This is a genomic window from Exiguobacterium sp. s40, from assembly GCF_018617905.1.
GTDB classification, from domain to species: domain Bacteria; phylum Bacillota; class Bacilli; order Exiguobacteriales; family Exiguobacteriaceae; genus Exiguobacterium; species Exiguobacterium mexicanum_A.
The window spans coordinates 136,592-149,481 of the sequence record NZ_JACSLC010000006.1 but is presented as its reverse complement, the minus strand read 5'-3'; the positions used below and the strand labels follow the sequence as shown (position 1 = coordinate 149,481).

Annotated in this window: 16 protein-coding genes and 1 tRNA gene; 2 read left to right on the top strand and 15 right to left on the bottom strand. The window is 54.6% G+C overall.

What is annotated here, in order from left to right; genetic code table 11:
* Position 1: 1 nt before the first annotated feature.
* The 11 genes from KNP02_RS07855 to KNP02_RS07805 form a co-directional block, all read right to left on the bottom strand.
* On the bottom strand, positions 2–907 hold the full coding sequence (locus tag KNP02_RS07855; protein WP_214708073.1) for a hypothetical protein: 906 nt from the start codon (positions 905–907) through the stop codon (positions 2–4).
* A gap of 122 nt (positions 908–1,029) precedes the next feature.
* A tRNA-Arg gene (locus KNP02_RS07850) sits at positions 1,030–1,103 on the bottom strand.
* Positions 1,104–1,162: 59 nt separating this feature from the next.
* Complete coding sequence (locus KNP02_RS07845; RefSeq protein WP_034776800.1) at positions 1,163–1,675, bottom strand: metallophosphoesterase family protein; 513 nt, start codon at positions 1,673–1,675, stop codon at positions 1,163–1,165.
* Between the two features lie 5 nt (positions 1,676–1,680).
* Positions 1,681–2,271 (bottom strand): XTP/dITP diphosphatase, encoded by a 591-nt coding sequence (locus KNP02_RS07840; RefSeq protein ID WP_034776799.1) that lies wholly within the window; start codon positions 2,269–2,271, stop codon positions 1,681–1,683.
* Positions 2,268–3,017: a ribonuclease PH gene (gene rph, locus KNP02_RS07835; RefSeq protein WP_034776797.1), complete on the bottom strand. Its 750-nt coding sequence runs from the start codon at positions 3,015–3,017 to the stop codon at positions 2,268–2,270. Before rph ends, KNP02_RS07840 begins: the two co-directional genes overlap by 4 nt.
* A complete protein-coding gene (racE, locus tag KNP02_RS07830) occupies positions 3,010–3,816 on the bottom strand; it encodes a glutamate racemase (RefSeq protein WP_285800822.1) in 807 nt (268 codons plus the stop codon). Before racE ends, rph begins: the two co-directional genes overlap by 8 nt.
* 116 nt (positions 3,817–3,932) lie before the next feature.
* Positions 3,933–4,196, bottom strand: a complete 264-nt coding sequence (locus tag KNP02_RS07825) for a phosphocarrier protein HPr (protein ID WP_021066838.1) — start codon at positions 4,194–4,196, stop codon at positions 3,933–3,935.
* A 71-nt stretch (positions 4,197–4,267) separates the two neighbouring features.
* The gene (locus tag KNP02_RS07820) at positions 4,268–4,708 is read right to left on the bottom strand and encodes an acyl-CoA thioesterase (RefSeq protein ID WP_114165752.1); all 441 of its coding nucleotides are present in this window, start codon (positions 4,706–4,708) and stop codon (positions 4,268–4,270) included.
* Between the two features lie 9 nt (positions 4,709–4,717).
* Positions 4,718–5,506: a succinate dehydrogenase iron-sulfur subunit gene (sdhB, locus tag KNP02_RS07815; protein WP_198662245.1), complete on the bottom strand. Its 789-nt coding sequence runs from the start codon at positions 5,504–5,506 to the stop codon at positions 4,718–4,720.
* 8 nt (positions 5,507–5,514) lie between these two features.
* A complete protein-coding gene (gene sdhA / locus KNP02_RS07810; RefSeq protein WP_114165750.1) occupies positions 5,515–7,272 on the bottom strand; it encodes a succinate dehydrogenase flavoprotein subunit in 1,758 nt (585 codons plus the stop codon).
* Positions 7,273–7,288: 16 nt separating this feature from the next.
* The gene (locus tag KNP02_RS07805) at positions 7,289–7,906 is read right to left on the bottom strand and encodes a succinate dehydrogenase cytochrome b558 subunit (protein ID WP_214708071.1); all 618 of its coding nucleotides are present in this window, start codon (positions 7,904–7,906) and stop codon (positions 7,289–7,291) included.
* Between the two features lie 223 nt (positions 7,907–8,129).
* Here KNP02_RS07805 and KNP02_RS07800 point away from each other — a divergent pair, with 223 nt between their 5' ends.
* Complete coding sequence (locus KNP02_RS07800) at positions 8,130–8,522, top strand: YslB family protein (RefSeq protein ID WP_251129175.1); 393 nt, start codon at positions 8,130–8,132, stop codon at positions 8,520–8,522.
* A 41-nt stretch (positions 8,523–8,563) separates the two neighbouring features.
* Here KNP02_RS07800 and uvrC read toward each other — a convergent pair whose 3' ends face one another.
* The gene (uvrC, locus tag KNP02_RS07795) at positions 8,564–10,348 is read right to left on the bottom strand and encodes an excinuclease ABC subunit UvrC (RefSeq protein ID WP_214708067.1); all 1,785 of its coding nucleotides are present in this window, start codon (positions 10,346–10,348) and stop codon (positions 8,564–8,566) included.
* Between the two features lie 73 nt (positions 10,349–10,421).
* Here uvrC and KNP02_RS07790 point away from each other — a divergent pair, with 73 nt between their 5' ends.
* Positions 10,422–11,735, top strand: a complete 1,314-nt coding sequence (locus KNP02_RS07790; RefSeq protein WP_214708065.1) for a dihydrolipoyl dehydrogenase family protein — start codon at positions 10,422–10,424, stop codon at positions 11,733–11,735.
* A gap of 41 nt (positions 11,736–11,776) precedes the next feature.
* Here the strand turns inward: KNP02_RS07790 and mnhG are convergent, their stop codons facing one another.
* From mnhG to KNP02_RS07775, 3 genes are read right to left on the bottom strand one after another with little or no spacing between them, the layout of a single operon-like run.
* The gene (mnhG, locus tag KNP02_RS07785) at positions 11,777–12,136 is read right to left on the bottom strand and encodes a monovalent cation/H(+) antiporter subunit G (protein ID WP_138859771.1); all 360 of its coding nucleotides are present in this window, start codon (positions 12,134–12,136) and stop codon (positions 11,777–11,779) included.
* Positions 12,114–12,404 (bottom strand): Na(+)/H(+) antiporter subunit F1, encoded by a 291-nt coding sequence (locus KNP02_RS07780; RefSeq protein ID WP_114165745.1) that lies wholly within the window; start codon positions 12,402–12,404, stop codon positions 12,114–12,116. The genes mnhG and KNP02_RS07780 overlap by 23 nt, the downstream gene beginning before the upstream one ends.
* The gene (locus KNP02_RS07775) at positions 12,404–12,883 is read right to left on the bottom strand and encodes a Na+/H+ antiporter subunit E (protein ID WP_114165744.1); all 480 of its coding nucleotides are present in this window, start codon (positions 12,881–12,883) and stop codon (positions 12,404–12,406) included. The genes KNP02_RS07780 and KNP02_RS07775 overlap by 1 nt, the downstream gene beginning before the upstream one ends.
* Between the last annotated feature and the right edge of the window lie 7 nt (positions 12,884–12,890).

Below are 12,890 nucleotides of genomic sequence, written 5' to 3'. Positions count from 1 at the left end.
TTTAGTCTAGAAACGCCTCGGTGAAACGCATGTCCGCCTCAAGAATTTCGGCGGCGAGGCCGTCCGTTTCCTCATGTTGCAGGATGGCCGTTTTCGCTTGAACAATCGCCGTCTCCACGGCAGACGCTTCCTCAGGCGTGAACGGGTAGTGCGTATACATGTAGTTCATGAGCAGCTGCGTCGCGATCTCGTCACCATATACCGCTCGCTGCAACCCGTTGACCATCGTCTCCCACGCTTCCGTGTGGATTTTCGCTTCGTCATGCGTCAATCGGTGCCGCGTCCCGAGGTCGGTCCATTCGATGACCGGCAGCTCGTCGAACCCCTTTTGGAGCACGATCAACTTCATCAACTTCGGCCGTTCCGCGACGAGAAGCTCTTTCAAGACGTTGTCGAGGACGTCATCGATATTGAAATGGACGTGTTCGAGCGTCTCGATTTGTTCGCCGATCCCGCCCCGGTTAAGGATTCGCTTCACTTTGGCGATCGCGGCCGGGAACTCGGTCAACTTCAGCACTTGGAGCACTTGGTGTGCTTGCGTGTTGACGTGATCGGTCTTTTCTTGCCACTCAAGATACAGGTTGATCCAATGGGCCGCCTCGAACGGTTGGTCACGCATGATGTAATACTGGGCGATTTGAAGCCCGCCGGCTGCAGGTTCTTCTGCCACCGTCATCTGTGTCGTGACGAGCTCTTCGAGTTTCTCGAGCGTCTCCGGTTCTTCCGGTCGTTCCATCAGACATTGGAATATTTCCATGAAAATAAATGGATCGCCGGGCACTGCCTCGTACCAATCCCACAGAATCGGTTCGACCCGTTTCCGTTCCCCGGCCGCGTCTGCCTCTTGAATCATCTTCTGAAGCCGCGACCAGTTCCCTGGAAACGGGTACGCTTGCTCTTTTGCCATCTCCCCACACCCTTTCCATTCATCTCCATCTTCCTTTAGGAATCGATTCGTTGTCAATCAATACCCCGAAAAACGAAAAAAGAGACAACCTCCGTGGAGGCTATCTCTATTTTAAATGGAAGTGTCCCAAGAGGGATTCGAACCCCCGACCGACGCCTTAGAAGGGCGTTGCTCTATCCAGCTGAGCTATTGGGACATTGACAAGAAAACTATAATAGAAAAATGGTTTGCTGTCAATTCCTTCTTTTCATTCCGTCACAGCTTTCCGCTCACATCGAGATCTTCGACGGCCGAACCGTCCTCTGACCGATAAAAGCGGACCGTTGCCTGTCCGTTCTCGAGATCCATCAGTACATACGTCTTGTCACTCCGTCCGCGCGGCATGCGAATCGAACCCGGGTTCACGTAAAGCACCCCGTCCTCAATCACAGCTCCGGCGACGTGCGAGTGGCCGAACAAGACGACGTTCGCCCCGACCTCTTCAGCCCGGTAACGCAACCGGTTCAAGTCGTACTTCACGTCGTGGTGATGGCCGTGGACGATGAGAATCGTCCCTTCAGCCGTCTCCTCGATTCGCTCGAGCGGAAGGTCGCCGCCGAAGTCGCAATTACCGCGCACCGTACGATACGGGAGCAGATGTTCATCGACGAGCGCGAGCTGGGAATCCCCACAATGGAACGCGTCATCGATTTCTTGTTCGTGCCGGTTGAAGATGATCGATAGTTCTTCTGTCAATCCGTGACTGTCACTGACTACGAGAAAACGCATACAGGTCACCCCTCCATAAACGGAATAATTTCTGCCTCTAACTTTCGTAGTGCTTGACCGCGGTGACTGACCGCCGCCTTTTCGTCGCGTTCAAGTTCTGCTGCCGTCTTGTGAAGTGACGGAACGATGAAGAGCGGGTCGTAACCGAAACCGTTCTCCCCATGAGGCGCGTAGCCGATCGTCCCTTCGATCGTGCCGCGTACCGTCAATGTCTCCCCTGTTGGTTTGGCGAGACAGAGGGCACAGATGAAGCGAGCCGTTCGGTCGGTCGCTCCGTTCAACTTCTCGAGAAGAAGCGCGTTGTTCGCTTCATCCGACTTCTCCGGTCCGGCGAAACGGGCCGAATGGACACCGGGTGCCCCGTCGAGCGCATCGACTTCGAGTCCAGAGTCATCCGCGAGGACGGCGTGACCGAAATAGCGGGCCGCCTCCGTCGCCTTCAACTCGGCGTTCGCTTCAAACGTCGTCCCAGTTTCGTCCGTCTCTGGTGCGTCCGGATAATCAAGAAGTGATTCGACTTCGAATCCGAGCGGCGTGAGCATCCCTTCGATTTCTGCGACTTTTCCTTTATTGCGTGTTGCGACGATCAGTTTCATGTTGTTTCCTCCAATTGTTCCCCGACATACCACCACGAGGCACCGAGCGCGTCTTCGGCCGCTTTGAACAGCGTCTCGATTCCGCTTTGGGCCATGTGGAGCATCTCGTTCATCTCGAGCAACGTGAATGTCGCTTCTTCCCCTGTCCCTTGCACTTCGACGAAACGTCCGCTCGCCGTCATGACGACGTTCATGTCGACCTCGGCCGCGGCATCTTCTTCGTAGTTCAAGTCGAGAAGCAATTCGTCGGTCCGTCCGACCGAGATGGCAGCGACGCCTTCTTTGATCGGCGTGTCGTCGAGCTTGCCTTGACGGATGAGCGCGTCGACCGCGAGGACGAGCGCGCAGAAGCCGCCTGTGATCGAGGCCGTACGGGTGCCCCCGTCGGCTTGGATGACGTCACAGTCGATCCAAATCGTCCGTTCACCGAGCCGTTCTAAATCGACGACCGAGCGGAGCGACCGCGAAATCAACCGTTGAATCTCCATCGTCCGGCCCGACTGTTTGCCGCGGACCGATTCGCGGACCGTGCGGTTGCCGGTCGCACGCGGAAGCATGGCGTACTCGGCGTTGATCCAGCCTTGCTTCTTGCCGCGCAAGAAGTTCGGGACGCGTTCTTCGACGGTCGCCGTGCAGATGACTTTCGTGTCCCCGATCGAGATGAGGACCGACCCTTCCGCATGTTTATTCACATGGGGAACGATTTCGACGGGCCGGAGCTCGTCATGTTGTCTTTCGTTACGCATCGACACCGGACACCTCTACTTTCTCCGCTCTCACGGGTTGACCGAGCCATTCTGTCGCCAAACGGTCAAAGATGACGACATCCCCGGTCGCATAAAACTGGTGCACCGGGACCGAATCCAAATCGTTCTCGAGCTCTTTAAAGTCAAGGATGGCCGCTACTTCGAGCGCCGTCTCGTCACCGGACGAGATCAAATGGACGTCAGGTCCGACGACGTCTTGAATGACCGGTGCGAGCAGCGGATAGTGCGTACAGCCGAGGATGAGCGTGTCCATCTCGGAAGACTGAAGCGGACGAATCGTCTCAGCGACGATGTCGCGGACGCGGTCCCCATCAAGTTCGCCGGCTTCGACGAGCGGGACGAACGGCGGACAGGCGAGCGAATATACATCGATCTCGCCGGCCACGTGCCGGAGTGCCGTCTCGTACGAGTTGCTTTCAATCGTCATCTTCGTACCGATGACGCCGATATGTTTATTGCGCGTGCCTTTGACGGCCGCTCGTGCCCCCGGATCGATGACACCGATGACCGGGATATTGAGGCGTTTGCGAGCTTCTTTCAAGACGACCGCCGTCGCCGTGTTGCAGGCGATGACGATCATCTTCACATTTTTACTTAACAGGAACTCGATCAGTTCCCACGTATAGGCTTCAATCTCATCGTGCGGACGCGGGCCATACGGGCACCGTTCCGTGTCGCCGATGTAGATGATTTCTTCTTTCGGTAGTTGGCGCATCAGTTCTTTGACCACCGTCAAGCCGCCAACTCCTGAATCGAGTACTCCAATCGCTCGTTTCATGATCATCACTTCCATTCCCATCTATCTTACCAAAAAAGCCGATTCTGAAAAAGAAACGGTCTCGTGACAAACAAAAAAGACGAGGTAGCCGATTGGCCGCCTCGTCCGTCGCTCAATTACTGAGCAAGACCTTCGCTTGTGAGCATGTCAGAAAGCGTGTTAACCGCTTCTTCTGCATCGTCACCAGCTGCAGTGATTTTGATTGTAGAATCTTTAGCGATTCCGAGTGAAAGTACACCCATGATTGACTTGAGGTTTACTGTCTTACCGTTGTACTCAAGGTTGATATCTGATTGGAACTTAGAAGCTGTGTTAACCAACTGTGTAGCTGGACGAGCGTGAATTCCTGAATCTGCAACGACTGTGAACGTTTTTTCCATGACGTGATAGTCTCCCTTCAAATTTCAATTCTACAGGCGGACCTGCCGAATAATTGTTTGTGAACTCATTATCAAATGATAGCGGATTCGCAATAATTCTGCAAGCGATTTTTATATTCTGGAGTCCATTCGGTCGGACGACCGGTTTTTGACAAGTGCACGAGGCTCGTGCGCCCCGCGAACATAAGCTGGTCTCCATCATATGCCCCGTAATGAATATCACATGAAGTGTTTCCGACCGTCAAGACATTGGCATACACCTTGATCGATTGGCGCGGCATCACCTGGCGGACGTAGTCACACTGGGCATCCGCCACGACGACGAACCCGTCTTTCAACGAAAATCCTGTCGCTTCAAGCAACTCGATTCGCGCGTCCTCGAAATAGATGAACGGAATCGTATTGTTCATATGACCGTACGGGTCGCACTCCGAGAACCGGACTTTGACATCTAGCGCGACCCCTGCTCTGACACGTGTTTCCCAATCGGCTTCCCGGAAGTACTTCGTCATCTGCAGCCCTTACGCCTCGACCGCAGAACCGGTGCGGCCTTTGTCGCTACCGAAGAACGATTTGAACGAGTGAAGCGTCGTTTGACGGTTCATCGCGGCGATTGACGTCGTGAGCGGGATGCCTTTCGGACAAACCTCGACACAGTTTTGTGCGTTTCCGCACTGTGCGAGGCCGCCGTCTTCCATGAGCGCTTCGAGACGGTCTTCTGCGTGGAAGGCGCCAGTCGGATGCGAATTGAAGAGGCGGACTTGTGAGATTGCGGCCGGTCCGATGAAGCTCGACTTGTCGTTGACGTTCGGGCACGCCTCGAGGCAGACACCACACGTCATACATTTCGATAGTTCATACGCCCATTGACGTTTGTTCTCTGGCATCCGTGGTCCTGGTCCGAGATCGTACGTCCCGTCAATCGGGACCCATGCCTTCACTTTTTTCAACGCGTCGAACATACGCTGACGGTCGACTTGAAGGTCGCGAATGACCGGGAACGTCTTCATTGGAGCCAGTCGGATCGGTTGCTCGAGCTTGTCGACGAGCGCCGTACACGACTGGCGCGGCTTGCCGTTGATGATCATCGAACAAGCACCACACACTTCCTCGAGACAGTTCATATCCCAGTTGATCGGTGTCGTCTTGTCCCCGTTCGCATTGACCGGGTTCCGGCGGATTTCCATCAGCGCCGAGATGACGTTCATATTCGGACGGTACGGGACGGTGAACTCTTCCGTGTAGGTCGGTTGATCCGGACCGTCCTGACGTTCAATGATAAAACGAATGTCTTTTTGATCTGCTTGCATCGGCGTCGTCATTTCGTCTTCGCCCCTTTCTTCGAGTAATCCCGTTTACGTGGCGGGATTAACGAAACGTCGATCTCTTCGTACGAGATATCGACTTCCCCATTGTCATAACGTGCCATCGTCGTCTTCATGAACTTGTCGTCATCACGTTCCGGGAAGTCCGGTTTGTAATGAGCGCCACGGCTCTCGTCGCGTTTCAAAGCGCCAAGCGTGATGACGCGCGCGAGGTCGAGCATGTGGTCGAGTTGTCGGATGAACGATGCTCCTTGGTTGCTCCAGCGGGCCGTATCGGTCGCGGAGATGTTGTGATAGCGTTCACGAAGCTCACGGAGTTTGAGATCCGTCGCTTCGAGTTTATCGTTGTAACGAACGACCGTGACGTTGTCGGTCATGAGTTCGCCGAGCTCACGGTGGATTTGATACGCGTTTTCCGTACCGTCCATCGCGAGGATATCGTTGAACCGCTCGATTTCTTCACGTTCGTTGAAGTTGAAGAGCGCTTCTGGCACGCTCTCCGTCGCTTGGTCGAGACCGCGCATGTAGTGAACGGCCGATGGACCGGCTTCCATCCCGCCGTAAACGGCTGAGAGGAGCGAGTTGGCCCCGAGACGGTTCGCCCCGTGCATCGAGTAATCGCACTCACCGGCTGCGAACAGTCCTGGAATGTTTGTCATCTGATCGTAGTCGACCCAGAGTCCGCCCATCGAATAGTGGACCGCCGGGAAGATTTTCATCGGGACTTTCCGTGGATCGTCACCGACGAACTTCTCGTAAATCTCGAGGATGCCGCCGAGTTTGATATCGAGTTCTTTCGAGTCTTTATGCGACAAATCGAGGTACACCATGTTCTCGCCGTTGACGCCGAGTTTCTGGTTGACACAGACGTCGAAAATCTCACGCGTCGCGATATCACGCGGCACGAGGTTCCCGTAAGCCGGATACTTCTCTTCAAGGAAATACCATGGCTTGCCGTCTTTGTACGTCCAAACACGTCCACCCTCACCGCGTGCCGACTCACTCATGAGACGAAGCTTGTCGTCCCCTGGGATTGCCGTCGGATGGATTTGGATGAATTCGCCGTTCGCATAGACTGCGCCTTGACGGTAGACCGCTCCAGCCGCTTGGCCGGTGTTGATGACCGAGTTCGTCGATTTACCGAAGATGACCCCAGGACCGCCTGTTGCGAGGATGACCGCATCCGATGGGAACGCTTTAATTTCCATCGAGCGTAAATCCTGACAGACCGCACCACGGCAGACACCGGCTTCGTCGATGATGGCCCGGAGGAACTCCCAGCCTTCATACTTCTCGACGAGTCCTTGCGCCTCATAGCGACGGACTTGCTCGTCTAACGCATAAAGGAGCTGTTGCCCTGTCGTCGCACCGGCATAAGCCGTGCGGTGATGGAGCGTGCCGCCGAAGCGACGGAAGTCGAGCAGACCTTCCGGTGTCCGGTTGAACATGACGCCCATCCGGTCGAACATGTGGATGATTTTCGGTGCCGCTTCCGCCATCTTTTGGACCGGCGGTTGGTTGGCGAGGAAGTCACCCCCATAGACCGTGTCATCAAAGTGTTGCCAAGGAGAATCCCCTTCCCCTTTCGTGTTGACGGCACCGTTGATGCCGCCTTGTGCACAAACTGAATGTGAACGCTTGACCGGTACAAGCGAGAATAGTTTTACCGGAACACCCATCTCAGCCGACTTGATTGTCGCCATGAGTCCAGCCAGACCGCCACCGATGACGATCAAACTTTGATTTGCCATGAACTTTTCCCCCTAATTACAAGATGCCCGCGAACGTCAAGATTGAACGGATGCCGACAAAAGATAGTGCCAAGAAGACGACGCCTGAGACATAGCTCATGAAGCGCTGTGAACGAGGCGACTGTGTGATCCCCCACGTGATGGCAAACGACCAGAGACCGTTCGCGAAGTGGAACGTAGCCGAGAGGATCCCGACTATGTAGAAGATGAGCATGAGCGGATTGTCGACGATGTTTTGCATCATCTCCGCATTCACCTCGACGCCACGCAACTTCGCCAAGCGCGTTTCCCAAACGTGCCATGCGATGAAGATGACGAGGAAGACACCCGTGAAGCGTTGGAGCATGTACATCCAGTTACGGGCGTACGAGTAACGGTTCGTGTTGATCGAACCGAGAAACGCGTAATACACGCCGTATACCCCGTGGAAAATCATCGGCAAGGCGATGACCGTCACTTCAAGGAAGTACAAGTAAGGTAAGCTCTGCATAAATTTTGCTGCCTTGTTGAACGATTCCACCCCATCGACGATATAGTAGTTGACCGACAAGTGGACGATCAAAAACAAGCCGATTGGGATGACCCCAAGTAGCGAATGGACTTTACGACTGAAATAGTCACGACGCGTTGCCATTCTAGTTCCCCCTTTGTACGAGCCCTTGGCTCGTTTTGTAAATAAAAGCGTTTTCAAATGCAAATATAGCTTTCTGTCTCCTATTCTACTCTTGTGAAATTTGTATGACAAGACAACCTGACCGATTTGTGACACATTCTTTTGTAAAATACCCGGTGACCAAAAGCCGTTTCGTCGTTATAATGGTATAGAGAGAATGGAGTGATGGAAGAAAATGGAAACGATGAGCCAACCCACTTTCGCGATTGAACTGCTTCGCGATTATGTGTTGACGGATTTGCTCGGGGACGACTACGCCCAAATCATTTATTGGTCGGGTAAACGCGTTGCCCGCAAGTTCCCAGTCATGACAAACGAGGAACTGAGTGCGTTCTTTATCGAGGCCGGATGGGGGCAATTGACGCTCTTAAAAGAAAAAGGGAATAAATTCTTGTTCGAACTCGTCCCTCCGCCTTCGACCCAAGAAAAGGCAACCGGCTACCACCAGCTCGAAGCTGGTTTCTTAGCCGAACAGATTGCCGGTCGTTTCCAATGTGTCGCCGAGGGCTACGCCGATGTGACGCGCCAGGCTGTCCAGATCACCGTCCAACTAGACCGAAAAGATACGTATGAATAACGAAGAGCCGATGCGTGAGTGCACCGGCTCTTGTTTTATCTTCATTCGTCCGTCTCCTCATGGACGTATTGCAAAACGGTCTCGGCCAGCTTCTTCGGTAGCCCTGCTTCCTTCAACTGTTCGAGCGAGGCGAGGCGGATTTGTTTCATCGACCCGAAATGACGGATCAACTGCTGACGCCGCTTCGGCCCGACGCCCGGGATGTCGTCGAGCACCGACTTCGTCATCTTCTTCGTCCGCAGGCTGCGGTGGAACGTGATGGCGAAGCGGTGGACCTCGTCTTGCATGCGCTGGAGCAAATAGAACGCGCTCGAGCGCGAATTCAGTTCGACGACCCCGCCGCCCTCCCCGAACAAGAGCTGGCTCGTCCGGTGACGGTCATCTTTTTTCAACGAGCCGACGGGCAAGTCGAGCCCGAACTCGTTCTGCAGGACGTCGAGGGCGGCGTTCAATTGCCCGATGCCCCCGTCAATCAACAGCAAGTCCGGCAGACGTTTCTCTTCCGTCAACAGGCGACGGAACCGACGACGGACGACCTCTCTCATCGTCTCGTAGTCGTCCGGTCCTTGGACGGTACGAATCTTGTATTTCCGATATTCTTTCTTGAGCGGCTTTCCGTCTTCGAAGACGACGAGTGCCGAGACGGCGTCAGCTCCTTGGATGTTGGCGTTATCGATGATGTCGACACGCGACAAGTTCGGGATGCCGATCGCCTCACCGAGCTCACGCATGGCGAGGAGCGTCCGCTCTTCGTCCCTCGCGAGCAACTCGAACTTCTCGTTCAAGGCGATGCTGGCGTTTTTCGTCGCCAAGTCGAGCAGTTGCCGCTTCGCCCCGCGTTTCGGTTGTATCACTTTCGTCCCGATCGCCTCGTTCAACAGGTCGATACGGACGATCTCTGGGACGAGCACTTCCTTCGGCAACACGTTCTGCTCATAGAACTGGACGATGAAACTCTCGAGCTCTTCGGACGGTTCGCCGTGGAGCGGGAACAGCGACACGTCGCGCTCAATCATCTTGCCACCCCGCATATAGAACACTTGGACGCACATCCAGCCGCGGTCGAGCGTATAGCCGAAGACGTCGCGCGCCGTCGGGTCGGCCGTAATCATGTTCTGTTTGTTCATAATCGACTCGACGGCCCGGATTTGGTCACGGAGCTCAGCAGCGCGTTCGAACTGCATGTCTTCGGCCGCTCGTCCCATATCGACCTGGAGCTTGGCGAGCGTCTCGCTCGTCTCCCCGTTCAGGAAGCGACGAATCTCTTGGACGATGTTCTTTTGCTCGTCCGTGTCGATGGCGAGCTCACACGGTCCGAGGCACTGCCCGATGTGGTAATACAAGCAGAGCTTGCGTGGCATCGGTTGGCATTTCCGGAGCGGATACAGTTTATCGAGCAACCGCTTCGTCTCGTTGGCGGCATAGGCGTTCGGGTACGGGCCGAAATAGAAGCCGCCGTCCCGCTTCAGCTTCCGCGTCGTGAGCAACCGCGGATACGGCTCGTTCGTGATTTTGATATACGGGTACGACTTGTCATCTTTGAGACGGATGTTATATTTCGGGTCGTGCTTTTTGATGAGCGTCATCTCGAGCAAGAGCGCCTCGAGCTCGCTCGCCGTGACGATATACTCAAAGTCGCGAATCTCAGCGACGAGGCGCATCGTCTTGATGTCATGCGCCCCGGTAAAATAAGACCGAACCCGGTTTTTCAAATTTTTCGCTTTCCCGACATAAATGATCTCGCCGTACTCGTTCTTATGCAAGTAACAGCCGGGCTCGTCAGGGAGCAGCGCCAATTTATGTTTAATGTGGTCAGAATGACTCAAATTCAATCACCTCAGTTTAAGTTCCTTCCAGACGGGAAAAATTTGATGAAGTCTCAGAGGGAGGGTTTTAGTTATGAAACGGTACGATGTCATCATCATCGGCAGTGGCTCGGCAGCGAGCCAAGCCGCTAACGTATTATGCGACGCCGGTAAACAAATTGCCATCGTCGAGAATTGGACGTTTGGCGGGACGTGCCCGCAACGCGGATGTGACCCGAAAAAGATGCTCGCGGAAGGAGCAGAGCTCATTGCCCGTGCGGAACGAATGAAATCACTAGGTGTCCACGGCGAGCTCACGCTCGATTGGCGCGCCTTTAAACGGCGTATCGACGAGTATCGTTTCGCCATCCCGACGACGAAGATGCATCATTGGAAAGAGCACCACATCGACTTGTTCGAAGGCGAACCCCATTTCATCGATGAAGACTCGATTGTCATTGATGGGCATGAAATCTCGGCGCATCAGTTTTTAATCGCTTCAGGCCTCATTCCGCGACCGCTCGACATCCCGGGTGGTGACTTGGCTATCACGAGCGACGATGTTTTCGACCTCGACGACTTGCCAAAACACGTCATCATCATCGGGGCGGGCTATATCGCGTTCGAGTTCGCTCATATCCTCCGCCGCTTCGGGAGCGAGGTGACCCTCCTCATCCGATCGCGGGCGCTGAAGGCATTCGATCGCAAAGTCGTCAAACGGCTCGTCGATGAGACGATTCGAATCGGCATCGATGTCCGGGACGGCATCGAGCCCGTCCGGATAGATGGGGACGTGCTGACGTTATCAGATGACTCTACCCTCGAAGGCGTCGTCCTTAACGCCACCGGGCGAATTCCGAGCATCGAACGGCTCCGTTTGGACGCAGCCGGTATCGAGTCCGACCACGGCGGCGTCCTCGTCAATGAGTTCCTGCAGACGACGAATGCGAACGTATATGCAGCAGGGGACGTCGCCAAGAGCCGCAACCCGGCCCTCACCCCGTTTGCGGGGCAGGAAGGACGCATCGCCGCTCTCAATCTGTTACGGGACAACACGCGTCCTTTACCGGAGCGCCCTGCCCCGACGGTCGTCTTCACGACACCGCCGATCGCCAAGGTCGGACTGACGGTCGAGGAGGTGAAAGCGCGCGGCATCGACTACGAGTGTAAGGACAACGACTTGTCCCATTTCTTGACGTATGAACGGATCAACGACACGACGGCGTTTTCCCGCATTCTGCTCAGCAAAGACGGCCACGTGCTCGGGGCCCACTTGATCGGGCAACATGCACCGGAATTGATTAACTTGTTCTCGTTTATTATACAAAACAACATCACCCATCAACACATCAAACACTTGGAGTTCGCCTATCCGACGTCAGCCTCTGACGTGACGTATCTGATGTGACGCAAAAAGGCTCTTCCAATTTGACTTGGAAGAGCCTTTCGTCATTCGATTCCTTTGTCCTTATCTTCTCGAAGTGCATCTTGGAGCGATTTCTTCCAAAGCGGGACACCTTGAGAATGGGCCGCACGGGCCACCAAGTGACTTCCGACCGGTGCCGTCAATAAGACGAAGAACAGTCCGAGCAGAAGCCGTGCGTCAAAGATGCGCTGGTCGACCCAGACGTGCAAGACCGCCGCGAACAGGACGAACATGACGCCGAGCGTCGCACTCTTCGAGGCGGCGTGGGCGCGGGAATAGATGTCCGGGAGCCGGATCAGACCGATGGCCGCGACGACGGTGAAGAACACACCGATGATCGTGAAGACACCGGTCAAGATGTCATAAATCATTGTTGCGGTCATGTTGGATGATCTCTCCCTTCTCGAGGAATTTCGAGAACGCCACCGTCCCGATGAAGGCTAAAATCCCGAGCAAGAGGATGACCTCGAAGAACATCGTCGTATCGAGCAAAATCGATAACAACGATACGACCGAGATCAACCCGATGCCGATCGAGTCGAGGGCGATGACACGATCCGCTGTCGTCGGCCCTTTGACGACCCGGTACAGCATACCGAGCATGGCGAGCACGAGGATGGCGAGGGCGACGTAAATAATAATATTTAACATTAGCTGGTCGCCTCCTTGATGTTCGACTCAAAGTTATCGTAAATGTCTCGTTTGAGCGACTCTTTATCCGGCATATGGAGCGCATGGATATAGAGCGTCTTATTGTCGTCTGATACTTGGACGACAAGCGTACCCGGTGTCAGCGTGATGAGCATCGATAGCCAACTCACTTTCCAACCGGCATCGAGTTCGGTGTGATACCGAAAGATGCCTGGTTGGATTTTTAGTTTCGGGCTCAAGACGAGCCGAAGCACTTCGATGTTGGCCACGACGAGCTCACGACAGAAAATCAAGAACAGTTTAAACAGTTTCAACACACGGATGAAATAAAAATCCGTGTTTTTGAAGAAGCGGCGCATCATGAAGATGACGAGTAATCCGAGCAAATAGCCGATTAGAAATCCGCTCGTCGTGAACGTACCCGTGAAGAACATCCAAATGAACGCCAGGAAAAAGTTGATGAGTAGTTGGTAAGCCATCTCTAAA